Source organism: Allobacillus sp. SKP2-8 (genome assembly GCF_007559355.1).
Classification (GTDB): Bacteria; Bacillota; Bacilli; order Bacillales; family Alkalibacillaceae; genus Allobacillus; species Allobacillus halotolerans.
In genome coordinates this window covers 1-26,512 of record NZ_VMHF01000021.1, presented here as the reverse complement: position 1 = coordinate 26,512, position 26,512 = coordinate 1, and the positions used below count along the sequence as shown (strand labels likewise).

Genomic DNA, 26,512 nt, shown 5'->3' with positions numbered 1-26,512 from the left:
AAGGAGGGCTATTTTTGTGTAATCCCGTATAAGCTTATTTTTAGCTAAATTCTTTTATTACAGGAATGCTCCTTTTAAACTTCTATTTAATTTCTACAAACACATAATTCTAATAATTTAATCATCCTATTCAGACCTATATATGATTTCAATTTCAACAAAATATGTTTCATTAATTTATTTTTGATAAGATTTTATGCTGCTGGTTATAATAAATAGATAAACAAAACACAAAGCAAAGGAGAAACTCGAAAATTGAAATCGTACCATAGATGTCAATAAAGATTGAACTATCAACAAATATACGGAAACATTCACAAGATTAATTTCTTTAGTGACTTTAAAATAGCTAAAGCTAGCTAAAATTCCGTAAAGAAAAGATCCTATGGTCACCCCTAGAATACCTAAGTCAATATAAAAGTAATAGAACATTGTAATAAATGCATTAAACCTTACACCCTCACCGATCAATACCGGTTCCTCTAAAGCCATTGTGATATCTTCAGCACGAGCAACTAATTCTGGTAAAGAATTAAACCCTATATTTTGTAAAACAACAAAAAGAGGTCGAACAAACCCTTGTAAAGAGGAAAATCCATAGGTATATAAATTATAGTTATCAAATGTCTCTAATCGATAACTAAGATGCGAAACGGCACCAATTAGATATGAATAAATAGTTTCAAGTATAGAAGCCTCTCTTGCAAGAGTTACATAAACAATAGAAAAGACACTAAATAAAACAATTAGATAAAGAGATACTTTTCTTTTAAACTTAAATGATTGTTTTTGTGTTTTCTTCATTATAAAATAAGCAACAATATAATTAATTATTATATATAATAGTACAAACCGCCCACCATCAGTAATAATGTTCAATACTATAAGAATAATTGCTATATATAAATACTTTAGATTTCGTTTTTCTTTATAGAAATAGAATGCAGATATTGGTATAACCAATATAGTAAAAGGGTTTACGATGTAAGCAAATAAAATATTAATAACACCTGAATTAAATCTATCCATTCCGACAATATATCTAATATCATGTAGTGTATATCCTTGAAGCAATAATGTGACAGAGTTCCTAGTCGTCATTATCAATACCACTAATGATACGACTAAAATAACACTAAACATTATATTTAATTCATGTTTTTTATTGTATTTTAATGGTTTCCTTATTAACAACTTGTTTTTATTGCTAATCAATTTAAAAGAGTAATAACCGATAAAATAAGATACAATCCCTATAAGGATTATCAGATAAGTAAAGCTTGTTACACCAGTGAAACCAAAAAGTTCAAAATGTGAACCAAAAAGAATAATTGCCCATAATGCACTAAATAAAGTCAAAGGGTTATAGAATTTTTTCTCAGTAATATTTCCAACAATCAGCATTAATACACACAGTAATGATAAAAATAAAGCCACGTAATTTGCTCCTTCTTATATTTTCAAAGTATCTTTCATATGTTTTTATTTTTCTCTCATTAGTAATATCTCAATTACTAATCTTCATCCAAAATTAATGTATTAAATTCTTCTTTGATTTGCTTATCTTTATTTAAAGGAATTCAAATTGCAGATGGCATTAGATTGTACTTATTAACTGTAATTTTGCAGTTATACTTGATTTGTTTTAAATATTATTACATTTTTAACAAAAAAATTTAAACGTTCAGTGTTCGTTATATTTGCCCATTTTCCCATTAATAAAGTCTTTGCAACTGATGATTATCATTTTAATTTTCCTTTTCTTTTGTTCCTCTGACAATAAAATTTGCAAAAGGTGTTTTATTGATATAGAACATAGCTTAATTAAACTATATAAACTAACTTTATCTTTTTTAATATAAAAATATAATCTATTTCTAAATATATAGTAATGTCGAATGACATTATGTTGCGAGACATTTCTAAAGAGAACTTTTCTTTCTTCACCTAGGTTTTGATGCAGAAAGACATTGTTAATTCTAACAACCTTATAACCAAGGTCCCGTATAGTATAACAATAATCATAATCTAGTCTATCTATAAAATAATTCTCATCAAACCCTTCCGTTTCATTAAATACGGACAAATTAATAAAACTACCCGATGATATTGCCCAATCAACTTCTATAGAATCCACTCCACCCTTTAAAATAGCCTTATCTTCATTTAAATGACTATACATAATATAAGGAACGTATATTCCTACTTTATTTGATGGACTTTTTTCGATAAAACTCTTCATTTTCGATAGGTCCGAACTAGTGATGAAACTGTCCTGATCAAATATGCAAATGTAATCAAAACCATCAGTAACCGCTCTTTGACACATTATATTAAAAGCAACTGACAAACCATCGTTTTGTTGATTCGATAAATAAGTAAACCCAACTTTATTGGCAAAATAATCCTTATTTCTTTTACAATCGACACCTTCTGTATTATCAAAAATATATACTCTTTCAAAATTCTCTCTATAATTTGTAATACAATCTAATTCATCTTCAGTTGGATAAAATAACGTCACACAGCAACTAAATCTCATTTTTCCTCCTCAAACTTCATTAAATTACACCTCTAAAAGTGTCATCCCTTCATAATAGATATCTGGTTTCTCTTTCATAAAGTTATACCATTTATTTGGGGATATAATTACTTTATCTTGATTGTCAGATAGATATGCACCCCACCATGAAAATGAACTATTAGATATAATAAAGTGGTTACATGAATACAGTAACCTTAAACTTTCATAATCTTTAAACCCTTCTATATAACGGACTTTATACTTAAAATTAAAATTTTTCTTTGCACGGTTTATATTATCACTAAAGATATAAAACACTACATCCTTATTTTCATTATACATACGGTCCATAGCTTTATAGTAATAGTCTTCATTACAAACATTTAAAGAGGGTGAATTTAAATAGTCATCCCCCAACCGCATGCTAACCCCAACCGCATTACAACTTGAAATTTCGTCAAGTATTTTTTTTTCATTTTCTGTAACTGGTGTTTTTACTTTCATTTCACTTCTGATTTGATCTTTATATTTAATAAAGTATTGTTCACTCTGAAAGTACCCATAAATACATTTCACTGATGAATTATTCTCAGGTAAGTGATAAAAAAATCTATCAAAATTATAATAAAGACCCTTTTTAGTAAGTAATTGAAAGGGTCTCTCTCCAAATCTATCATCTTTTATGAGTTCTCTAACAATCTTTTGATAAGCTCGATAAGCTTTTTGACTTACTTTCAAGAATAGCTTGTTAGTAAACGTCAACTTAGCATCTTCGATGTAGTTAAATGAATTACTAATACTAAGATGAAAAGCAGAAAAATCCCTGATTTTATAATGTTGATAAACTGATGTATCTAAATAAATTTTCTCATTGTATTCCATTGAAAGTGCCTTTGCAAAAGCAACCTGAAACATTTGGTTACCTAGTCCACCTATTATCTTAACAACAATCATAACTACCCTCCAACTTTGATTATTTCCCACTTAATAGTACTAGGTGTATATAAAATTCTATTTACACAGTCATAAAATCTTTTAATATCTTATCTTGTACTTTCTGCTTTCTCCCAAAACGGTTTTGCCTTCCCGGTTACTATATTATAAACCCCAATCCACTGCGCAATTATTGTGACGCAATAGTAATATATTAAATTCAATAATTTATTACTATTTCTTTTTGTCTTTGCTCTAATTAGGGCTAAAAGATAAAATAGCAATTGCCCACTAAATATCACCACATAGAACCATGATTCTGCTATTAAAAAAGCATTAGATGTTAATAGTATTAAATGCGAGATCCATAATAAATACCTACATGTTCTGTGACCAAAGTAAAAATACGAAAACCACTTATATTTAAACACATTTAGTAATTTCATATCAGGTAATATAGCTTTAAGAATAACGCGATTCATTCTGACTTTTCTACTGAACTCGTCCTCAATAATCTCTCCAGCTTTTTCATAAGCTATTGCATCATGGTTGCATATTGCCCTTTGACCATTAAGCGAATAATATAAAGGCATTGATGCATCGTGGCTGTTAATTGGATTAAAGTCATGGTAATCCTTTGTTCTACAAGCATAAATGGCTCCGTTCCCTGCAGTAATAGATTGTATCCTGCCTTCAACTTCCCGAATTGCCAAATCACTGTCCCAATAACTTGCTTCAGATTTACTTACTTCACTGACACTTTCATTCATAATTAATAGTTTACCCGAAACATAGGCTATATCCTCCGAGGTAAAGGCTGCCATTAATTCTTTAATAGAATTCTTATCCATCATGGAGTTTGCATCAGTCATAACTAAATATTCACTAGTAACTGTCTTTTGTGCCTCGTTCTGTGCGTTTGTTTTCCCCTTCCGTGCCTTTACTTCGTATAATCTAAAAGTACGATCTTTATGTTCAGAAATAAAGCCCCTAACAATCTCATTAGTTTTATCAGTACTATTGTCTGACGCAACTAAGAACTCAATCTTATCTAGTGGGTAATCAATATCTAATAGATTTTTAAGTTTACTCAGTATTACTTTTTCTTCATTATGAGCTACAACCATAACTGTTACTGTTGGTTGGTGTGAGTAATCTTTTTTTAACTCCCTATTTTTATACACTTTCCCTATTAACTTTAACGATAAAGGGTATCCAATCATTGCCCATACAATTATAAATCCACTTATATAAAATATTATTTTAAAGAATAGTTCCATGTTACTTCTCCTAACTCGAAACTTTTTTACATTTATTAGGTTTATTGAATCATTTACATTCTATAGATAGGAAAAAACAAAGAGTTCTTGTCAAAGGTTTCTTCATTACTACGAATTTGAACTAGTTCTTTATATTTTTCTTCATCGAATACTTTTCTACCGATTGAAAAAGTACTATCGGAATTTCTATTAAAAGCCTTTTTAAATTTGAAAAGGCCATCTTCTTTACTACCAAGCCCACCACCTAAATGGAAGGTTTTATATCCGTTCTCACAGCCCCAGCAAGCTGCTTCATATAATAATAAGTTTGTCGGAGCCAAATGCTGATACTTTCTATCTGATGCTGATAAATGATAATGTATCTGCTGATTAGAGTATAATATCATGGACATTGCAATGACTTTTCCTTCATACATGGCATAAAATATCATTGAATTATATTTTAAGTCATTAAGGATACTCTCATAAAAAACTTTGTCAAAGTAATAATAGTCCTTAGCATTATCCTTATCCATCGTTGCATTATATAAATCTATAAATTCTTCAAATAATTTTCTGTCTCGTCCCCAATATATTGAAACGCCTGACTTTATGGCTTTTCTAATTACGTTTCTATTTTTACTAGTTATATCATTCCAAATTTGTTCCTTGGAACTTAATTCGATTGTTATAGTCCTTCCAAGACTTGTTATATCGTAAATATCATCTAATAACTCACTATTATTAAGAACTGGGTGAAATCGAACGAATTCACTTATAACCCCTTCTTCCTGGCATTTTAAGCTATACTCCTCATTAAATTTCTGGAGACTATATTTAGATACTTTTCCTTCAATCAAGAACCCTCCATAACCGTAGGGAGTAGCCATATCAAAATATGTGTTTTTAGGTATTTTTCCTGCAAATCTTACATCACTTGCTATATCCCGTATCATCACTACATTCATAGCTTTGAAGTCCTTACCTTCATAATAAAAAAGTGTAGGTTCACCGTCACCATGGATTGCAAATCCCTTGGTATATCCGGAAAGATAATATACATCATAATCCTTAAAACTTTTAACTATCTCGTCCCATTTTTCATCTTCATTCGTAGTTATTACCGATAAATTTCCTTCAGATACTACTGACACATTATTTTCAGTTATTACTGTCACAATCTCCCCTCCTACAATACTTTCTTCATGTAACGTCTTTCTGTGGTATAGCCGATAGAGTCATACATATTAATTGCTTTTAGATTTGTTTCCGACACAAATAAGTCAATAATTTTAATTTCATATTGTTTGGCAACTCTTTCAGCCTCTTTCATCAACTGGTTTCCAACACTTTTCCCTCTAAATCGTTTGTCTACAATAATTTGATTTATATGTAGACGCATTTCACCAAAATAGTTATGTTTATATAACCATAGAAACCCAGCTAATATTTCCCCTTCATATGCTCCTATCAATATTGCATTTTGTTGATTAATATAATCAGGAATAAGATTAATCTTTTCAGTACATAAAATAGTACTCTGTTCTTTAGAGACGTTTAAATTGGTAACGTATGTTTCAATTAATAATTCTAAAATGGTAACCTTATCGGCTAGAAAGTCCTCTATTTTTAATACTTTAATTTTCAAAAAATGATCTCCTTTCCACATCTAAATCTTTTAAAGGGGCTTGATCAACAACAGTCACACCTTCTCGTTTAAAAGCTTTTATTATCGTTTTTAAGATAATTTTTAAGTCTAAAAGAAAAGTAATATTATTCACATATTCTATGTCTGTTGCTAGTCTACTATCCCACTTAAGGTTATTCCTTCCGTTTATCTGGGAAAGGCCAGAAAGTCCCGGTCGAACAGCGTGTCTTAACCTCTCAGTTTCAGTATAATAAGGCAAATATCCTTCTAATAACGGTCTTGGTCCAATAATCGACATATCCCCTTTAAGAATATTAAAAAGTTCAGGTAGCTCATCTAACGATGTAGAACGTAGTAACTTTCCAAATCTTGTCAACCTAACACTATCGGGAAGTAGATTTCCATTGTCGTCTCTCTCATCCGTCATAGTCCTAAACTTATACATCATAAAAATCTCTTCATTAAGCCCAGGTCGTTTCTGCTTAAATAGTACAGGGCTACCTAACTTGGTTCTCACAAGTAAAGCAACTATTAAAAATACCGGACAAAGAACAATAATAGCTATTAAAGAAAGAATAAAATCCATCAGTCTTTTTACAAACCTTCTATAAATACCACCATTGGAATTCTTCATTATTCTAACCACAACCCCTTAATAATCTCTACAACCCTCTTCAAATCCCCATCCGTCAATTTCGTATCAGACGGCAAACATATGCCATTCTCAAACAACTTCTCCGATACACCATCACCTACAAAATCGTACTTTTCAAAGAATGGTTGCATATGCATTGGCTTCCAAACTGGCCTTGACTCGATATTCTCTTTCTCAAGTGCCTCCATAACATCAATCGGTCTAATCTGACCACTCAAAGTCATTGAGCTTAACCAATAGTTCGGTTCATCCCACTCATTTCTCGGCATGAACTCAACACTCTCAAGCCCACCAAGCTCTCTCTTATAGAACTTAAAAATGTAGTTCTTTTTGGCAACTCTTTGATCTAACACTTTAAGTTGTCCTCTACCAATCCCAGCAACAACATTACTCATCCGATAATTAAATCCTAATTCGCTATGTTGATAATGTCTTGCTTGGTCTCTTGATTGAGTTGCCCAGAATCTAGCCTTTGCAATTCGTTCCTCATTGTTAGAAACAAGCATCCCGCCACCAGAAGTTGTAATAATCTTATTTCCATTAAAAGAGAAGATGCCATAATCACCAAAAGTCCCTGTATGCTTACCTTTATAGTAAGTACCCAATGACTCAGCAGCATCTTCTATAACCGCTACATTATGTTTCTTACAAATGTCCATAATCTTATCCATATCTGCGGATAAACCATATAAATGAACAACAATAACTGCCTTCACTTCTGGATATTTTTCAAAAGCCTCTTCCAAAGCTTTCGAACTCATATTCCACGTTTCATAATCACTATCTATAAAAACGGGAATGGCATTTTGATAGATGATTGGATTAGCAGTGGCGGAGAAAGTAAGTGTCGGACAAAAAACAATATCCCCTTCTCCAACTCCTGCAGCTCTTAATGCTAAGTGAATAGCAGCCGTTCCAGAAGATAGTGCCGCAGCTGCTTTAGAACCAACCTTCTCAGCTAGTTCCTTTTCGAATCCATTTACGTTTTCACCAAGGGGGGCAATCCAGTTTGTATCAAAAGCTTCCTTTACATATTGTTGTTCATAACCTTCAGCACTCATATGTGGTGAAGAGAGGAATATTCTTTCCTTTACGTTTGTTGACTCCATCTTCTAGACTTCCTTCCATTGTTAGGTTAAGATATTTTAGTAGATTAGGACTTAATTAGAATTTGTTTTATCCCATTCCAACCAACTACTAAACCACTAAAATTGTTATCTACTACTGATAGCCACCTCGCATTTTATATTCAATATGCGAAATAGATGAAAAAATCAACATATAGTATGTTTTTGTGTTATAAAATGATTTTCAGTACTATATATTGTGTTTTGTTATCTTATTATCATACTCACCTCGTAATATCTATTCAATCTACCTAATGAATACAAAATAGATAATCACTTCAAAACCACAAAAAACCGTGTTTCTTCCTATTATATATACCATTCAATCAATCTATAAATCTCACTAAAAACGGCTCAAACCCTTATCCAGCAAGGCTTTTAGCATGTTATCTAAGCTCGATACTCAGTTCCTTAACTCCATTCAATATTTTTCCATATTTTAGGTTACCGAAAACCCCGTTAAATCAACGTTTTCAAAACCAAAATCACTGATTTTAGCCATTTTATCTTTATATTCTAACAAAATGGTACTATGTTATATAGATAAATCCCATATATTGCATAATTTAGAGATTATTCAATGATTTTAACACAATATATAGTGGTTATCTCTTAACCATTCTGACTTCCTTAACTCCATTCAATATTTTTCAATATTTTAGGTTGCCAAAAAGGCCGTCAAATCAACGTTTTTCAGTACCAAAATCCTCTATTTTAGGCTTTTTATCTTTATATAGTGACAAAATGATACTATGTTATATAGGTAAACTCCATATATTGTATGCTTTTGTGATTTTTCACTGATTTTAACACAATATGTCGTGGTTATCTATCGACCATTCTTACTTCCCAATCGCCATTCAATATGCAAAATGCAATGCTTCTTACAAATAAGGAACTTCTTCATCGCCGTCACCTTTCCCATCAGCTTTATCAAAATGTTGATCACAAATGATCTGACCTTCTGAAAAAGAAATAACGCCATTAATCGAGCATATAACTGAATATGTTTGTAAATATTCTATAAAACGTATTTCCGTATGTCCTAACCCCTGTAGATCTAAAATCTGAGAATAATGTTCATGTAAAGTGAATCGATTTTCTTCGCAAACCCTTGCTTCACTTTCCTTAATAATATGGTTGTAAATTGGCCAAGCAATCATAGAAATAACAAGCAGAATTAAAAAGAAAAGCATTACTTCAAGTAAGGTAATTCCTTTCTCGTTAAGCCACTTGTTTTTCATTCGATTTGCTCCTTAATATGTTTTTATGTATTGAATTATTTCTTTTTTCTTATGTATTGTTTATAAAATTTATCGGGCATCTAACCCGCCCTCACGCCACACTACTGACAACTGGTGTCTAAGGTCATTGAAACCCACAGCATGGCCGAGTGCCTCAAATGATAAAGGTGTTTGAGACATTACCTGTTGATTGTTATAAACGGATTTACCCCCTAGGTAATTAGGGGGTAAATTTTTATTTCACCATTGCTTCTTTCTCTAATAATGCTTGCATGAAGTCCAACATTTCTGTACGTATATCTTCTCGCTCTAATGACATTTCAATGGTTGTTTTCAGAAAGCCTTTGATCTCCCCTACATCATAGCGGCGTCCTTCAAAGTCATAGGCGTATACGCTTTGTTGTTCATTCAGACGTTGGATCGCATCGGTCAACTGTACTTCATCACCCGCTCCGAGTTCTTGAGTTTCGAGCAATTCCATGATCTCCGGGTTTAACACGTAACGACCCATAATTGCTAGGTTGGATGGTTCTTCTCCTAAGGCTGGTTTTTCTACGAATTGAGCGACTTCATAACGTCTTCCTTTGTTGCTTTTCGGATCGATAATTCCATAGCGGTCTGTTTCGCCACCCGGAACGGTTTGTACACCAATAATTGATTTACCTGTTTCATCGTATTGTTCAATCAATTGTTTTAGTCCTGGTTTTTCGGAACGCACAATATCGTCACCAAGTAAAACGGCGAATGGTTCATTGCCGATAAATTTCCGAGCCGTCCATACGGCATGGCCTAGTCCTTTAGGTTCTTTTTGACGAATGTAATGAATGTCTACATTGGATGATTGATTTACTTTATCTAATATTTCTAGCTTATTTTTCTTAAGAAGTGTTTCTTCGAGTTCATATGATTTATCAAAATGATCTTCAATTGCTCGTTTTCCTTTACCCGTTACAATAATAATATCCTCAATACCTGATTCAATTGCCTCTTCTACAATATATTGAATCGTTGGCTTATCGATAATTGGTAGCATTTCTTTAGGTAATGCTTTCGTTACTGGTAAAAATCTAGTTCCTAGTCCTGCTGCAGGGATAATCGCTTTTTTCACAGGTTTCATTTTGTAACCCTCCATATATTAAGCAAATTCTTTCATTCGTTTTCTTTCTGGTTCAATTGTTTGCATCAATTTATCTTTAATTTGTGCATTGGGTAGCTCTAAGAACTCATAAACTTGATCGCGGATCCCTTCCACTTCATCAAATGTGCACTTTCCAATATAAATTTTCGGGAATACTTGCTCGTCCGATACTTCATTTTCACCAAGTAATTCTTCATACATTTTTTCACCGGGACGGATGCCGCTGAATTCAATTTTCACTTCTTCTTCATTCGCCCCAGTTAGACGAATTAAGTTAGTTGCCAAGTCAACAATCTTCACTGGTTCACCCATATCGAGAACGAAGATTTCTCCTCCACGCGCAAGTGCTCCCGCTTGGATGACCAAACGACTCGCTTCTGGAATCGTCATGAAATAACGTGTCATATCCGGATGAGTGACCGTCACTGGTCCACCATTGGCGATTTGTTCTTTAAATAAAGGAATGACGGATCCGCGACTGCCTAATACGTTTCCGAATCGAACCGCACAGAATTTAGTATTACTATGTTGCGCTAAGTTTTGAATGATCATTTCCGCAACACGCTTCGTTGCACCCATGACATTTGTCGGGTTTACCGCTTTGTCAGTTGAAACAAGTACAAAGGTATCAACATCATACTGATCAGCCGCTTCAGCAACATTCTTCGTTCCCATCATATTGTTTTTTACCGCTTCAATTGGATTAAATTCCATCAACGGAACATGTTTATGCGCGGCTGCATGGTAGACAACATCGGGTTGATAAGATGCGATCACTTCACCAATTCGCTTTCGGTCTTGTACATCAGCAATAATCGGTATGATTTCGAACTTCTCTTTACATTTCCCACGTAATTCGCGTTCAATCTGATAAATACTATTTTCACCGTGTCCGAGTAACAACAATTGGTTTGGTTCAAATCTAGCAATCTGGCGACAAATTTCTGAACCGATTGATCCACCAGCCCCTGTAATGAGGACAGTTTTGTTTCGTATATTCACTCCGATTTTCTGCATGTCCAACTTGACAGGCTCACGTCCTAATAAATCTTCAATATCAACATCACGAAGCTCCGTTACGCTCACCTTTCCAGTTACTAAGTCTTCAAACTTAGGAATGGTTTGCGTCTTTACACCGGTCTTCGAGCAATGTTGATAGATTTCATTGGCACGAGCTTTTGGAATGGATGGAATGGCAAATATGATATGTTCGATTCGATATTGTTCAACAACTTTTTCAATATCGTCTAATTTTCCAGCTACAGGAACGTTTAAAATTTGTACGCGATTCTTTTTCGGATCGTCATCAACAAACGCTACTGGTCTTAATTCCGATTCCTGGCTACCCGCAAGTTGGCGAGCGACCATGACACCACCAGCGCCCGCTCCGATAATAAGCGTACGCTTTTTACCTGTCATACGTGATAAAACGCGGTCCCGAAAGACACGCCACGCAAAACGACTCCCGCCGATGAATAGAATATGTAACATGAACGTTGCTAATAATGCACGAATCATCATCTGATCTAAGACGACCAACTGACCGATTGCTGCGACACCAATCGACAAGCCGACGACATTAAAAATCGTTACTAATTCACCTATGCTCGCATATTCCCAAGCTTTGCGGTACAAGCCAAAGTAAAGTGCAAGGATATGATGAGAGAGTAGTAAGATTATTGACGTGGCAACAATTGATTTCCAGTCAACCAGCTGGTTATAAGTTAAGTAGGCACTCGCAAATATGGAGAAAGCGACAATCAATGTATCAACGACAACAAGCAATGCTAGTCTTTTAGGATAAGTCAAATACAACCACCTTTTCTCCTCGTAAGTTCTATTAAGGTTTAAGCTATTCTTTATATTATGTATCTAGTACTTTAGACGCTCAATTAGGAATTTTTATGTATGTTTTCCTGTTTATCTGCTACTATAGTACAAATTATTTCCTGAAATTACAAGGGTATTTGGTATTATTATATAAAAAAGTGTCTTTTATTTGCATGAAAACGCACTCACCCAGTTACACATTTGATTCGACATAATTTGTTAAAATTACCTTTGAATTGTTTGGAAATGTGATATAATTTTCACATATGTACGATTTTATTAACTGAATCTGGAGGTCATCATGGAAGAAACAATATCTTTACAAGAGATTTTTCAAGTCATTAAAAAGCGTATGAAGCTAATTATCGCAATTACAGTTGCTGCTGTCTTGGTCAGTGCCCTAATCACTTTATTCATTTTAACCCCAAAATATGAAGCTTCATCGCAATTTATCGTCAGTCAATCGGAACCAACTCAAGAAGTGAATATTAACGACATTCGTACAAACGTGGAAATGATCAATACATATAATGTCATCATTACGAGTCCAGCAATTATGGATCAGGTTATTGAAGAACTCGATTTGAATCTATCCAACGGTGCGTTAGCTTCGAAAATTAGTGTCGCAAATGCTCAAAATTCACAGGTTGTTAATGTAACGGCTACAGATACAGACCCTGCTGTTGCTGCCAATATTGCGAATACAACCGTTGAAGTCTTTAAAGAATCCGTTCCTACATATATGAATGTCGATAACGTGAGTATTTTGTCGGCTGCGGTCGTTGGTGATAACCCTGCTCCAGTCAGTCCGAATGTCACGTTGAATATTGCGATTGCCTTTGTGCTCGGTGTCATGGTCGGTGTAGGACTTGCTTTCTTGCTTGAATATTTGGATACGACGATTAAAACCGAAGAAGATATTGAAAAGTTGCTCGAACTACCAGTGATGGGCGTTGTTCCGACAATGGATGCGAATACAATTACTGACCCATCTCGAACAGCGAGAGGAAGAGGTGCGAAACATGGCGCGTAGAAAAACAATAACGAAAACTCAAGTTTCCAGAACATTGGTTATGCGTGATCAACCTAAGTCTCCGATTTCAGAGCAATTTCGCACGATGCGCACAAACTTACAATTTTCTTCCATCGATAATGAGCTGAAGTCTTTGCTCGTGACTTCTTCCAGCCCATCTGAAGGGAAAAGTACGACCGCTTCGAACTTAGCAATTGCTTTTGCCCAACAAGGGAAGAAAGTTTTATTGGTTGATGCGGATATGCGGAAGCCGACTTCTCATTATACGTTTAGAGTTGCGAACACATTCGGATTAAGCAACCTGTTAATTGGTGACAAAGAGTTAGAAGACGCTGCACAGGCGGTCAATATCCCGAACCTTAGCGTCCTTCCATGTGGCCCAGTACCACCGAATCCATCTGAACTGTTAGGATCAAAGTCCATGAAACGATTTATGGAAAATGCGGAAAGTAGTTATGACTTAGTTATTTACGACACACCACCCGTATTGGCTGTAACGGATTCACAAGTCATCTCTAGCGCTGTCGATGGTGTATTACTCGTCGTTCGTAGTAAACAAACCGAAAAAGACGCAGCCGTCAAAGCGAAAGAGTTGCTTACACAAGCTCAGGCAAATATTCTCGGAGTCGTTTTAAATGACCGATCATTTAACGAAACAAACTATTACTATTATTATGGAACATAAACACCTGTCTCATAGGAAGCCCTATGAGACTTTGTTTTAGGAGGTTAAATCAAATGATTGATTTACATAGTCATATTTTATTCGGTGTGGATGACGGTGCACAAACTATTGAAGATAGTGTGGCGATGGCGCAAGCCGCTGTTACTGAAGGAATTTCTGTGATTTACGCAACACCACACCACTTGACGACACGATATGAAAATGAACGTGATATTGTTTTGCCGAAAGTAGATGAATTGAACGCAGAGTTTAATCGGTTGGGGATTGACTTGGTCGTGAAACCTGGACAGGAGTTACGGATTCATGGCGATTTGCTTGGAGGGTTACAAGACGGAACGAGCATTCCACTCGGCGATACTAATTATCTTTTGATCGAATTCCCAGCGAATCATGTCCCACGCTATACAGAGCGTGTGCTGTTTGATATTCAATCAGAAGGCTACAAACCGATTATCGTGCATCCAGAGCGTAACAGTGATCTAATTCAGAAACCAGATAAATTATTGGATCTAGTCCAGATTGGCGCGTTAACACAAGTCACCGCCGCAAGTGTTGCGGGTAAATTCGGTAAGAAAATCAAACAGTTCAGTATGCAATTGATCGAGTCGAACTTAACACACTTCGTCGCATCCGATGCACATAATACGACGACACGTGGGCTTTGTGTGCAAGAAGCGTATGCAGAGATTGAAAAGGAATTTGGGTATGGAATCAGTGAGATGCTGAAGGAGAACGCCCGCATGGTCGACCGCAATGAAACTGTCATTGGTGAACCGCCGATAGCTGTCAAAAAGAAAAAGAAGTTTTGGGTGTTTTAAAGCTTCGCATCTGAAAATCAAGTAAGACGTAAAACCAGATACTGCTTAAACTTGATTTAGAAAACCCTTGTGTTCAATATGAGCTCAAGGGTTTTCTAATTAGCTATAAAATTTTACAATTGCATCAGCAATTCTTCGAGAGGCCTCACCATCACCGTATGGGTTTGACGCTTTCGCCATCTTCTCATAAGCTTCCTTATCTGAAAGCAACTCGTCAGCCAAATTAAATATATTGTCTTCATCTGTTCCCGCTAATTTTAACGTGCCTGCATCTATTCCTTCTGGTCGTTCTGTTGTATCACGCAATACTAATACTGGAACACCTAAGGATGGAGCTTCTTCTTGCACGCCACCTGAGTCGGTCAAAATCAACTCAGATCGTGCTGCGAAATTATGGAAATCTACAACATCTAAAGGCTCAATCAGATTTATACGATCATCATTACCCAAAATTCTGTCGGCTGTTTCTCTAACCACTGGATTTAAATGAACCGGATAAACGACATGAATATCCTTATGTTTTTCGACTAAACGCTTAATCGCACGGAACATCTGCTCCATGTTATTACCTAAATTCTCACGACGGTGTGCCGTCATTAATACAAGTCGTTTACCCTCAATCTTATCCAATACTTCACTTGTATAATCTTCTTTCACAGTTGTTTTCAGTGCATCAATTGCTGTATTACCTGTTACAAATATTCTATCTTCCTTTTTATCCTCATTAAGTAAATTTTGTTTCGATTTTTCAGTTGGTGAAAAATGAAGATCTGCCATAACTCCTGTAAGTTGTCGATTCATTTCTTCTGGGTAAGGAGAATACTTATTCCATGTACGTAATCCAGCTTCAACATGTCCAATTGCAACTTGATTATAAAGAGCTGCTAAGGAAGCTGCGAAAGTCGTCGTTGTATCACCATGAACCAACACAATGTCCGGCTTGGTCTCTTTTATTAAATTATCTAGCCCCTCCATAGCACGGGTAGTAACTTGGGCCAAAGTTTGTTTGCTCTTCATAATATTTAAATCGTAGTCAGGCTTAATATCAAATATCTTAAGCACTTGGTCTAACATTTCTCGATGTTGCGCAGTTACAGCAACAATTGTCTCAAATTGTTCTGGTCTTTTTTTCAATTCTAAAACTAATGGTGCCATTTTAATTGCTTCAGGACGTGTGCCAAAGGTGGCCATGACTTTAATTTTACTCATCAGACTCACTCCAATAATGCTCATATATACAAAGATTATGGCATATCTCGATAAATTTTAATAGTCTGTAAAAAGCTTTACATTCTGTTAAATAAATGCTGGCTATTATTCAATAGAATAAACAGCCAGCATATTTATAAATATCATTTCTTTAATAATCAAACTTATATGCCCGGTAACTAATTAAATCTTCATCGTGTGGATAAAAAACAAACAACACTTCTTCAGTATCAGCGTCAATTTCTCTAAAATGTTCTTTGTTATTTTCGCCACTTCCCCAACCGATTAAGATTGAGCCGCTGGCAGTTTCTTGTGCAGAACCTCTAGTTCCTGAAAAATAGTTTGCCTTATCCAAGTTCTCGAAGTTCAAAACTTCTTTATTTTCTTCATCAAGTTTAAATTTCATTATTGTTGTTTGGGGTTCTTTTTCCCTAATTGGGTCATCCTCGTCAACAATTGGATATGGGGCTTTCGGTAAATAATTTCCGTTATTAAATAACATTATTGAACCATCTTCTGTTTTGGTCACTTTGTGTTGTCTTCTGAATTCCATTTCTTCTGTAAGGCTAAAATCATCGCCTTTTCCACCCAACATCCAAATGATTTCACCTGATTTACGATCTAATTTAAAAATAGAGTCAAGATTTCTCATGGATACTAATAGATTTTCATCACCTGGATCAACAGAAACAGCATTAAAATGACCATAATCTGAATAAAAGGAGTGCTCATTTGAATAATCATTATGTTCAACGCTTAGTTCATATAGTTCTTCAAATTCAGTCCCTTTCCACTCCCATATAACCTCGTTGTCTTTGATCTCTTGTAAATATGGTGATACGACCCGGGCACCAAATGGATTTGGTTCTAATTGATTCGGTATATTATCTACTTTTTCTGGATAGTAGGAACTTACAATATAGTGTCCTAAGTCAATAAATAAAAAATCATGATTTTCCAAGGGAGTTTTGTGTACTTTATCAGTTTCTATGATAGATCTGACTTCATCCACGACATTGTAATTCTCATCCATTATTACTGCTTTTGTTGTACTATATCCAATGCCTGGAATTTTTTCTTGTGTGTTAGTTACTACCATGTAAGTATAATAAATTTCTCCATCTTTTGTTTTATTTGCTTTAAAATCATATGCGGAACCTACTTTATTATAGTATACTATTTCTCCATTTGTAGAAAGTTTTACAATATAATCTTCATATGTAAAGTAATAAAAGCCATCTGTTGCTCCATTGTTTTCGTATTTATATTCTGAAAGATACTTTGGCAACGTGTTTACTTCATAAGTTTTTTCGTCAATCCCAATTGAAATCTTATTATTTTCAGAAATAGATTCGATCTCTAATTCATGACTATCTTGTCCTGTAACATCCTTTCCGTTGATAATAACTTTTCTATTTTTATAGTCTCTAAGATCTAATGTTACTTTTTTTTTGCTACTTAGACTCTTTAATTCATATGATTCTTCTTTTTTATTGAAATTAGGCAGCTTTATCCAATTGTCTTCTTCAATGGACTTTTTATCTACTCCAATAAATTTTTCTGTTTCTTCATTGCTATTTGATCCATGCAAAAAAACAAAACCTGCTGCACTTGTTAAGCCGACCCCAAGTAAAAAAGCTATTACAAAAGTTATCCACTTATTATTCATTGCTAATTTCCCCCTGTTGGATAATTTAACTTTATTTATTTCCAAGAAATTTACTTATAAATTAGTAGTCTGTCTATGTTATAATAATGCAGGTAATAATAATGTATATATATCATAAATTTAAGATTAACAATGGGTGATAAAATGTCGAAACAATACATAGAAGAAATTCCTATAATTCGTTCTATAGCGTGTTTAATGGTTGTCTTAGTTCATGTAACAGCTCAGAATTATACAGGAGATGGATATGCTAATCAAATTTCACTTTACTTGAATCAATTTGCAAGATTGGGTACACCAATATTTGCAGTTATAAGTGCATTTTTATTAACGAATTCATTAAAAAGAAAAAAATTCTCTTTGCAAAAATTCTTCAAATCTCGTGCAACAAAAATTGTTTCACCATTTATTATTTGGTCTTTCATATATTTAGGTTTAAAGCTCTACTTAGATCAAGACATATTCTCTTCTGGAAAGCAAATTGCTAATTATTTTTTAATAGGTGATGCGCACTATCATCTTTATTTTATAGTTACAATTATTCAGTTCTATTTAATCTTTCCTTTTTTCCAGTTTATAAAAAATAAAAAGACATACATCCATCTATTTATCATTAGCATTCCTATTAATTACTTGTGGATCAATAAGTTATATCCAGATTCCATTTTGATATTCGAAGATTTCAATTATTTATTAACTCACCGATCATTTATATTAAATTGGATATCTTATTTTTTCTTTGGTGGTATTCTTTCTGTTTATTTCGAAGAAATTAAGGGTTTTGTTATTCGTTATAAATCAATTGTATTTCTAACAGCAGTCTCTATGGTTTTAATTATTTTCATCGATGTATATTCCGGTGTCACGTTTAATTCAACTCGCACTGAAAATTTATATAATATTCCTATAGTAGTTATCTTTCTTTTATTGTTAGCCACACAGTGGCCTAACATGTCAAAATTAAAGCAATCTTTTACACTTATCGGAAATTACTCGATGGGCATATATCTTGTTCATCCATTAGTATTATTCTTTCTAAAAAGGGAGCTACCAAGTTATTTTTGGGATTCTCAACTTCTTTTGATTACATTCACTATTGTTGTAGCAATTAGCACATTGATTGTGAAGATGATCTCTTTTATACCATTTTCAACTTTCATAGTTCCAATCCCAAAGAAACCTAAAACATTATCTAAAACTAAATTGAAAGAAGCCGTTTAAGATTTTGTTTTCAAACCTACACATGATAAGTTAAGTTTAATATTAATATAGGTAGTGAAATTAAAAAGAAATTTCACTACCTATATTTTTTTAATTATAATTCTTGGTTAGTAATTACTTCTGCTTTTGATCAGTGATCTTGTAAAGTAAATATATAAATCAAAACCCGATAAGTAAGGAATCAACATTCAAAGTCAACGATCACCATATATAGACGGACAGAGCAAAATCTTTTTTTGATTCTGAATTTTACTTCGGATCTATCATTATATTAGATGACTTAGCCATTCAACACATATTTTCTCATATAAAAAAGCTTATATTTATGGAATGATAATTTAAATAAGCCTGTGATTTCAATAGTTAATGGTTTTGTCCGAAATTAATTGATATTTAAATTTATCCAACAAAAAAATTACACGATTTTCTTTATTTAACATCCTAAGGATTACATTTATTATTTATTTTCGTTTTTTTACTATAAATTTTCTTAAAAAATCCAACACAGGCTGTTTTCCTCCAAGAACCAATCCAACAATTTCAGCAATTACATGGACGAGAAACACAGCAACAATCGCACCAATTAACACTGCATTGATTGGTGAATAACTAAACAACACACCTAAAGCACCAAATAATCCACTAAAAGCATAAATGACTAAGACTGCTCCACGATGACTCAAACCAGAGTCAATTAATCGGTAATGTAAATGTTTTCGATCACCGAGCATGATACTTTCTCCGTCTTTCACCCTCGTATACATAACAAAAACAGTGTCCAAAATGGGAACAGCTAAAATTATAAGCGGTATAAAGAAGCTAAATAACGTTACATTTTTAAATAAACCAAGCATTGAGATTACGGCAATCATATATCCAAGAAAAAGTGAGCCCGAATCCCCCATATAAATCTTTGAAGGATAAAAATTATGATATAGAAATCCTAAGTTAGATCCAATTGTGATTATACAAAGGAAGGCTACCACATAATTAGCATCTAGAATGGCTGTTACACCAATACTTAGCAGCGCTATCGTTGTTACTCCTGCAGCTAATCCATCTAATCCATCGATCAAATTAATTGCATTGGCTACAGCAATAATCCAAATAATCGTAATAATGACACTCAAGTTCCCTAACTCGACCTCACCTAAGAAGGGAATATTAATTCGTTCGATCAATAAATCTGATGCAACGATTATTGAAGCCGCGATGAACTGGCCTACCAATTTTACAACAGGCTTCAAATTATACTTATCATCTAAAAATCCGACAATAAGCATAACAATAGCACCTAAAATCACAGCGAGTTGGTGATCATGATTTGGCCAAAACATAAGGTAGGTAATCATCACACCTAGGAATATAGCTATCCCACCTAAATAAGGCTGTTCCATCGTATGGATTTTTCGTTCATCAGGTTGATCGACTATATTAAATATAATTGCTAGCTTCCTTACCATCGGTGTGATGAGTAAGGAAGCAAACAATGATATGATAAAAGCTACAAAAAGAAATATAAATGCCATAATAGATCCCTTCTACATCTTTATAAAATATCATTCTTATCATAGCATAGCTGAAGCCGACCACCAATTATAATTCAATGACAATTTTAGTATTAGAAATTTTTATCGATAATATCTCAAATCATCTATTACGAAGCAGTTCCATCTTTATTCGGTTTATAGCTTTAACCATCTTAAAATAAACTTCTTCGTTTGAAAGCAATTCATCTGCAAGACCAAATGTCGTTTGTGCATCAGCACCAGCTAGCTTTATTTTTGAGTATAATGTGTAGGAAAGTTATTCTTGGTAATTTAGCTAAAAGTATATCTCACAATAGAAAACCCTCTAACTAATTAAAGTGCGTAAGAAAAACTCTCGTTGCAAAAAAGTTAGAAGGTAATTGTAGAAATTTATGATTTTTTTCAGTTCAAACGTGAGTATATTTTTTATTTTTTAAATCTTTTAAATACATAATTCCATAATAAAAACTTCAATAAGAATAAGGGTAACCTTATAAATCGAAAAATCCTTTTTGGCTGTCGAACTAAACGATAGAGCCATTCAAGATTTAAGTTTATCCATAGTTTAGGTGCTCTTTTTACTTCTCCAGCTAAAACATCAAAACTTCCACCTACTCCAATAAATACACCTTTTTTAAATTGATTAATGTTTTCATTGATCCATAACTCTTGTTTAGGTAGACCCTTCGCAACAAAAACAAAATCAGGTTCTAGATGTCTAATATCATTTACTACCTTTGAATTGTTTGTATCAAATCCATTTTGATAACCAACTACTTTTATTTTAGGATATAATGCATTTATTTTTGAAATCATTTCTGTAAGTGTTTTGTTTTTGGATCCATAAAAGTAAACTTTGTTACCTTGTTTATTTGCATAACATAGCAAGTGTATAAACAAATCATATCCTGCGATCCGTTCTTTTAATGGCGTACATGCTATTTTTGAAGCTAATATAATTCCAATGCCGTCTGCAATAATATAGTCTGCGTTCTTTATTGCTGTTTTATAAGTTGCATTAACTGTCGTCTCATATACAATCTCTGGATTAGCCGTAACGACAAAAGTTTTTAATTGATTATCAATTCTTTTGGATAGTTCATTATAGAATATCTCCTTATCAGCGTTCAAAAAAGGGATATCTATAATAGATATATACTCACTCATACAGCTACCTCTTATCTAGATATTTAAAATTCTAACTCTCAAGAACTCTTTTTTTATACTCGTTTTTTTCTTTTTTGTTCATTTTATTATATTCCTTTAGAAATTCTTCATATTTAGGTAATACCGTCTCAACCTTACCAAAATCTTTAACTTTGCCAAATTCCAACCATAAAACCTTTTCACAAAAGTCTTTTATTTGTCCTAAAGAATGACTTACGAATATCATTGTTTTACCTTGTGATTTAAATTCTTTCATTTTATTTAACGACTTCTGGGCAAAAGATTTATCACCAACCGATAAGGCTTCGTCAATTATAAGGATATCTGGATTTACAGTAACTGAAATAGCAAATCCTAATCTTGATTTCATTCCACTTGAATATGATTTTACTGGTTGATCTATGAATTGATCTAACTCTGCGAATTCGATGATATCTGGTTCCATATCATTAATTTGTTTTTTATTAAATCCTAGCATTAAGCATTTGAGTTCAATATTTTCTCTTCCAGTTAAATCATTTTTCAACCCAGCAGATACCGCAATCAATGAAACACTTCCATTTATCTTTATATCTCCGCTTGTTTCCGGGATGATTCCAGCAAGTATGTTGGAAAAAGTTGATTTTCCAGAGCCATTAATTCCTATAAATCCGATAATGTCCCCTTTTTCAGCCTCGAAATCAACGTTTTTGAGGGCATAAAAATCTTCACCGTAACTTTTAGGTGTAATTAAATCAAGAATCCGCTCTTTAGATCCGTTATACAATTTATACTTTTTAGTAACACCTTTAACTTGAATTGCTTTGTTCATATTCAACAACCTTCTATAAGAAATCAATAAAGTACTTTCTGAATTTAACATGCATTGCAGACCCTAAGCCGAATAAGATGAAAACTAGTCCCCAAAAATAGAGTGTATACTCCCATTGGGTTATAAAATACCATTCAACTCCAAAAAATGCTGATCTATATCCTTCAATTATATATATTAATGGATTTAATTGTAATAAATCAGCTAATATAGGGAACTCGCTTAGTTCAGTAAGGGGCCATAGGACTGCTGAAAGGTATAATAACATTCTTAAAGTTGAATTTAATAACATATGAACATCTCGTATTATCGTTGATAACGTTGACGTTATCAATGATAATGAAAACACTAGTGCAAGTATGCAAAATAGAAAATAAAATAACTGTAGATAATATATATTAATATAAAACCCAGCCAACTGGAAAATTATAACCGATAATACTAGCATAAAAATATGAACATATAACTTTGAAAATATTATATAATTTGGAATTACGCTCATTGGAAAATTCATTTTAGATAACATTTTCAAACGAGAGTAAATCGCTTTAGAACCTTCGATAGTTGACTGATAGAAAAATATCCACAAAAAAAAGGCAGCTAAAAGCCACATAAAGAATGGCACTTCTTGATCTCCTACCATCACTGGTTCTCTTTCTCTTAACGTTCCAAATACAAACCAGTAAATCAAAATCTGTATGGTTGGATTAATAACTTCCCAAGCCATACCTAAATAATTGCTCTTGTTTTTACTTTTTAATTCATATAAAGACAATCTTTTTATAAGATGAAAATTTTTTACTTGCTCAGTTAATACCATAATTGCAGACTTCATTTTGTTAATCCTCTCAATACACTCATGTCTTTGTTGTCTCTCTCACAATCAATTCTGCTACTCTCTTTGAAGCTTTTCCATCATCCAAATAACAAAAATAATTGTAAAAATCTTCATTACTTTGAGGTTCATCTATATTTATAATGGCGTCTATTAACTGTTCGGTATTTTTAACTAGTGGTCCTGGTGCTTGTTTTTCAAAATCTATATAGAAGCCTCTTAATTCGTCTCGATATTCTTCTAAATCATAAGTATAAAATATCATTGGTTTTCTTAAGTTCGCAAAATCAAAAAAGACTGAAGAGTAATCTGTTATTAGTATATCAGAAATAAGATATAAATCACTAATGTCAACATTTCTGGAAACATTATAAGCAAATTCATGATAGGAAGATAAATCCAATTTGTCAGCAATTAAATAATGAAATCTAAATAAAATAACATAATCTTGACCCAGCTTTTTTTTCATTCGGTCTAAGTCCATTGTCATATCGAATCGATATTTACCTTTCTCAAAAAAGTTGTTATCTCTCCAAGTAGGAGCATATAATAAAACTTTTTTATCCAAAGGTATATTTAGCTTTGACTTAATCTTATTAATATATTCTTTGTAATTTAAATTCGTTAGTACATCATTTCTTGGATAGCCTACCTCTAAAATAGTATTTTGAAAATTAAATGCTCTTTTAAATATTTCTGTTGAATATCTATTCGGAGAGATAAGATAATCCCACTTACTTGACTCTTTACTGAAATTCTCTCTGTATTTTTCAGTACTTGTTCCTGGCATCTTAACATCCTCGATGTCAATCCCTAGCTTCTTCAAGGGAGTACCATGCCATGTTTGAATATAGATTGTTTTGTCATTTTTAGGTATCCATAATGGAAGTCGGGCATTTATCACCCAAACTTTTGCTCTTCCCATAATATATATCCACTTTAAAGAAAACTTGCTCAAAATATTAACGTCAGATTCATTGAAGGCGCTAAGGCTTCTACGGTCCACGCTCCAATAGAGTTTGTATTCAGGATGGTTTTCTTTCATATAATTATAGATTGCTTTAGGATTATCACTGAACTGCTTACCATGAAAACTTTCAAATACTATCGATTTTTCTTTTCTAGGAAGAAGACTAATACATTTAAATAAGAAATAAAGCAATGTTTTACCTATTTTTCCACGTCTTAACTTAATTAGATATCTAGTCATAACAATAAACACCTCTGATACATTAAAATCTTAAAATTTAATTATACTACAAATTATAGAACTAAAGGTATTACAACTTTATATAATTTTTTGTTTGTTAACTGTGTGAATCAAATAAATAGAGATTCCATTAAATTTCAATGACTCTCTTTTATTGTCTAACATTTCTACTAGGAACCTCTTAGTGTACTTTAACAATCAAGTTATACCCAAATCGAGCTACCAAAAATGGAGCCGATTATTAATCGGCTCCATTTTATATTCTCACTATTTTCTATTAATAATCTAATCTTTAAATCTAACAATATTGAATTTCATTGGAGGATTATCTAATTGACTATAAAGCTTTTTCATTCTTAATATTTGTTTCCGAGCCCAACCAATATCAGTCGCATACTGATGATGTCCTGGATTTGCGGGATTCCACCTCATCGAATATAAGGTAGTTTGTCCGTTATCGAAGTATTCATTACTTACAAAGTTTCCTCCTCCAATAATTGCTTCTTCTACAGTAAACCATCCTCTATCATATGCTTCACGTGCTCCGCACGCTAGTGGGCATCGATCAAAGGCTCCGATTCCATAAACATTAAATACTGTTTTAATATCTCTAAGTGATTTTTTATTAGACTTCGTAACCAACTGAGGTACTCCATCAGAATCTTTTCCTACTTCAACACCGGTTGCTAATTTGGACTCTTTGTTCGTACCACTACCCGTTTCAAGCAAAGAGTGAGCTATTAAATATATTTCATTCACTCCATGTTTCTTACCAGCTTTTATATACGCTTTACCTTTTCCTGCTAAATTTCCTTTATCTTTCAATAGCGTATTTAATTGATTAGAAGAAATTCCTGTACTTTCAGACAGTACTAAGAATTGTAGCTCATCTTGTTTTGATGGGTCTATTTCTTTCAGCAAATCCGCTTTTGTTGGGCTCCGCCAAGTGGTGGATAGATCTATTTTGTACCAATCCCCACTGTTACCTATAATATTAAGTGGTGACTTGCTGGTTAACCCATAAGAATGGTTCGTATTTGCCTCAGCATAATAATTTGTCGAAAAGCTTGCTAAAGATGAATGGACATATAGTTTTTTTCCTTTATACATGACTTCATACCATAATGTTGAACCTCCGACAGAAGTTCCTTGAACATTTTTTATAAAATCCAATCTAGTATTTCGTTTTACTGTGTATTCAATATTTGCATCACTTGATAAACTTGGTTCAGATCTTAAGTTTACAGATTCCCCAGTTATCCTTGGTCGAATATTAGCAACGTCAGCATTTTCGTTTACTAGATTCGAGTGCACATATAAAGATTCGTTATTTTTATATCTAATTCTGTACCATTCGGAGTTACCACCTGACACAAAACCTTGGACACCTCTTTCGAGAATGTCAACTTTTGTGCCAAAGTTAACTGTATACTTTATAGACTCCGCAGAAGAATCATTAGGATCACTTCTTAATCGGACCCCATTACCATTTATGGTTGAAATCGAACCAAATGTTAAATTATCTTTGTGTATCCAACCTGGTGATTTTTTGTATTTATCTGTTTGAGGTGATTTTGTTAACTGTTTATCCGCGAAATCATCGAGTGTAATATCGTAATCTTGATAGATATATTCTTTTGCTTTGAATGGCTTTATATTGAAAGAGAGATTTGCTATTCCCTTTATACCTTCATAGTGCATAACCGTTACTCTGTGTATACCTTTGGTTAATGCGATCGTTTCTCTCCATTCACCATTACCTTTATTATCCCATTTATCTAATACTAAGTTATCGTTTATATAAACTTTCACCCCATCATTACCCGACACCCGAATCTCATACTTTCCTTCATTGAGGTTATAATTTCTCTGAAAAAATGTCGAAAAATAATCGCTCGGTATGTTCTTCGCAGGGCTGCCTCGTCCCCAATCCATGTCTAACTTAGGAATCTGTGGTTGATAGCCTA

Annotated in this window: 23 protein-coding genes; 4 read left to right on the top strand and 19 right to left on the bottom strand. The window is 33.3% G+C overall.

The window, feature by feature from the left end; translation table 11 throughout:
- Window positions 1-177: 177 nt before the first annotated feature.
- The 11 genes from FPQ10_RS11790 to FPQ10_RS11740 all read right to left on the bottom strand — a co-directional run bounded on the left by FPQ10_RS11790 (window position 178) and on the right by FPQ10_RS11740 (window position 12,337).
- Window positions 178-1,437 carry an O-antigen polymerase gene (locus FPQ10_RS11790; protein WP_144163691.1) on the bottom strand — a complete coding sequence of 420 codons (1,260 nt, stop codon included), beginning with the start codon at window positions 1,435-1,437 and terminating at the stop codon, window positions 178-180.
- A 247-nt stretch (window positions 1,438-1,684) separates the two neighbouring features.
- Entirely contained in the window at window positions 1,685-2,542 is an 858-nt protein-coding gene (locus tag FPQ10_RS11785; protein WP_144163690.1) for a glycosyltransferase, read from the bottom strand.
- A 24-nt stretch (window positions 2,543-2,566) separates the two neighbouring features.
- Entirely contained in the window at window positions 2,567-3,478 is a 912-nt protein-coding gene (locus FPQ10_RS11780) for an alpha-1,2-fucosyltransferase (protein ID WP_144163689.1), read from the bottom strand.
- Between the two features lie 89 nt (window positions 3,479-3,567).
- Complete coding sequence (locus FPQ10_RS11775) at window positions 3,568-4,737, bottom strand: glycosyltransferase family 2 protein (RefSeq protein ID WP_144163688.1); 1,170 nt, start codon at window positions 4,735-4,737, stop codon at window positions 3,568-3,570.
- Between the two features lie 53 nt (window positions 4,738-4,790).
- Entirely contained in the window at window positions 4,791-5,894 is a 1,104-nt protein-coding gene (locus FPQ10_RS11770; RefSeq protein WP_222103067.1) for a lipid II:glycine glycyltransferase FemX, read from the bottom strand.
- A gap of 11 nt (window positions 5,895-5,905) precedes the next feature.
- Window positions 5,906-6,364, bottom strand: coding sequence for a GNAT family N-acetyltransferase (locus FPQ10_RS11765; protein WP_144163687.1), 459 nt, complete (start codon window positions 6,362-6,364; stop codon window positions 5,906-5,908).
- On the bottom strand, window positions 6,354-6,998 hold the full coding sequence (locus tag FPQ10_RS11760) for a sugar transferase (protein WP_144163686.1): 645 nt from the start codon (window positions 6,996-6,998) through the stop codon (window positions 6,354-6,356). Before FPQ10_RS11760 ends, FPQ10_RS11765 begins: the two co-directional genes overlap by 11 nt.
- The gene (locus FPQ10_RS11755) at window positions 6,998-8,128 is read right to left on the bottom strand and encodes a DegT/DnrJ/EryC1/StrS family aminotransferase (protein WP_144163685.1); all 1,131 of its coding nucleotides are present in this window, start codon (window positions 8,126-8,128) and stop codon (window positions 6,998-7,000) included. Before FPQ10_RS11755 ends, FPQ10_RS11760 begins: the two co-directional genes overlap by 1 nt.
- Before the next feature lie 902 nt (window positions 8,129-9,030).
- Complete coding sequence (locus FPQ10_RS11750; protein ID WP_144163684.1) at window positions 9,031-9,390, bottom strand: pilus assembly FimT family protein; 360 nt, start codon at window positions 9,388-9,390, stop codon at window positions 9,031-9,033.
- Window positions 9,391-9,625: 235 nt separating this feature from the next.
- On the bottom strand, window positions 9,626-10,507 hold the full coding sequence (gene galU / locus FPQ10_RS11745) for a UTP--glucose-1-phosphate uridylyltransferase GalU (protein ID WP_144163683.1): 882 nt from the start codon (window positions 10,505-10,507) through the stop codon (window positions 9,626-9,628).
- A gap of 18 nt (window positions 10,508-10,525) precedes the next feature.
- Window positions 10,526-12,337: a nucleoside-diphosphate sugar epimerase/dehydratase gene (locus tag FPQ10_RS11740; protein ID WP_144163694.1), complete on the bottom strand. Its 1,812-nt coding sequence runs from the start codon at window positions 12,335-12,337 to the stop codon at window positions 10,526-10,528.
- Between the two features lie 322 nt (window positions 12,338-12,659).
- On the opposite strand from FPQ10_RS11740, the gene FPQ10_RS11735 reads away from it, so the two are divergent.
- Genes FPQ10_RS11735 through FPQ10_RS11725 form a run of 3 tightly spaced genes read left to right on the top strand, consistent with a single transcriptional unit; the run spans window position 12,660 to window position 14,894 of the window.
- Window positions 12,660-13,391, top strand: a complete 732-nt coding sequence (locus tag FPQ10_RS11735) for a YveK family protein (protein WP_144163682.1) — start codon at window positions 12,660-12,662, stop codon at window positions 13,389-13,391.
- Window positions 13,381-14,076 (top strand): CpsD/CapB family tyrosine-protein kinase, encoded by a 696-nt coding sequence (locus FPQ10_RS11730; RefSeq protein ID WP_144163681.1) that lies wholly within the window; start codon window positions 13,381-13,383, stop codon window positions 14,074-14,076. Before FPQ10_RS11735 ends, FPQ10_RS11730 begins: the two co-directional genes overlap by 11 nt.
- Window positions 14,077-14,129: 53 nt before the next feature.
- Complete coding sequence (locus tag FPQ10_RS11725) at window positions 14,130-14,894, top strand: tyrosine-protein phosphatase (protein ID WP_144163680.1); 765 nt, start codon at window positions 14,130-14,132, stop codon at window positions 14,892-14,894.
- Between the two features lie 99 nt (window positions 14,895-14,993).
- Here FPQ10_RS11725 and wecB read toward each other — a convergent pair whose 3' ends face one another.
- Both wecB and FPQ10_RS11715 read right to left on the bottom strand, forming a co-directional pair.
- Window positions 14,994-16,103, bottom strand: coding sequence for a non-hydrolyzing UDP-N-acetylglucosamine 2-epimerase (wecB, locus tag FPQ10_RS11720; RefSeq protein ID WP_186278672.1), 1,110 nt, complete (start codon window positions 16,101-16,103; stop codon window positions 14,994-14,996).
- A gap of 151 nt (window positions 16,104-16,254) precedes the next feature.
- A complete protein-coding gene (locus FPQ10_RS11715) occupies window positions 16,255-17,772 on the bottom strand; it encodes an arylsulfotransferase family protein (protein WP_144163679.1) in 1,518 nt (505 codons plus the stop codon).
- A gap of 144 nt (window positions 17,773-17,916) precedes the next feature.
- On the opposite strand from FPQ10_RS11715, the gene FPQ10_RS11710 reads away from it, so the two are divergent.
- Window positions 17,917-18,993, top strand: coding sequence for an acyltransferase (locus FPQ10_RS11710; protein ID WP_186278671.1), 1,077 nt, complete (start codon window positions 17,917-17,919; stop codon window positions 18,991-18,993).
- 461 nt (window positions 18,994-19,454) lie between these two features.
- On the opposite strand, the gene FPQ10_RS11705 is transcribed toward FPQ10_RS11710, so the two are convergent.
- The 6 genes from FPQ10_RS11705 to FPQ10_RS11680 form a co-directional block, all read right to left on the bottom strand.
- Window positions 19,455-20,522 carry a glycosyltransferase family 4 protein gene (locus FPQ10_RS11705; protein ID WP_186278670.1) on the bottom strand — a complete coding sequence of 356 codons (1,068 nt, stop codon included), beginning with the start codon at window positions 20,520-20,522 and terminating at the stop codon, window positions 19,455-19,457.
- 426 nt (window positions 20,523-20,948) lie between these two features.
- Window positions 20,949-21,689 carry a WecB/TagA/CpsF family glycosyltransferase gene (locus FPQ10_RS11700; RefSeq protein WP_255439946.1) on the bottom strand — a complete coding sequence of 247 codons (741 nt, stop codon included), beginning with the start codon at window positions 21,687-21,689 and terminating at the stop codon, window positions 20,949-20,951.
- Window positions 21,690-21,720: 31 nt separating this feature from the next.
- The gene (tagH, locus tag FPQ10_RS11695; protein WP_144163676.1) at window positions 21,721-22,500 is read right to left on the bottom strand and encodes a teichoic acids export ABC transporter ATP-binding subunit TagH; all 780 of its coding nucleotides are present in this window, start codon (window positions 22,498-22,500) and stop codon (window positions 21,721-21,723) included.
- Between the two features lie 13 nt (window positions 22,501-22,513).
- Entirely contained in the window at window positions 22,514-23,335 is an 822-nt protein-coding gene (locus tag FPQ10_RS11690; RefSeq protein WP_144163675.1) for an ABC transporter permease, read from the bottom strand.
- A 22-nt stretch (window positions 23,336-23,357) separates the two neighbouring features.
- Window positions 23,358-24,545: a CDP-glycerol glycerophosphotransferase family protein gene (locus FPQ10_RS11685; protein ID WP_144163674.1), complete on the bottom strand. Its 1,188-nt coding sequence runs from the start codon at window positions 24,543-24,545 to the stop codon at window positions 23,358-23,360.
- Between the two features lie 285 nt (window positions 24,546-24,830).
- Window positions 24,831-26,512: glucosaminidase domain-containing protein (locus FPQ10_RS11680; protein WP_186278669.1), on the bottom strand; the 1,682-nt coding region annotated here is incomplete at its 5' end.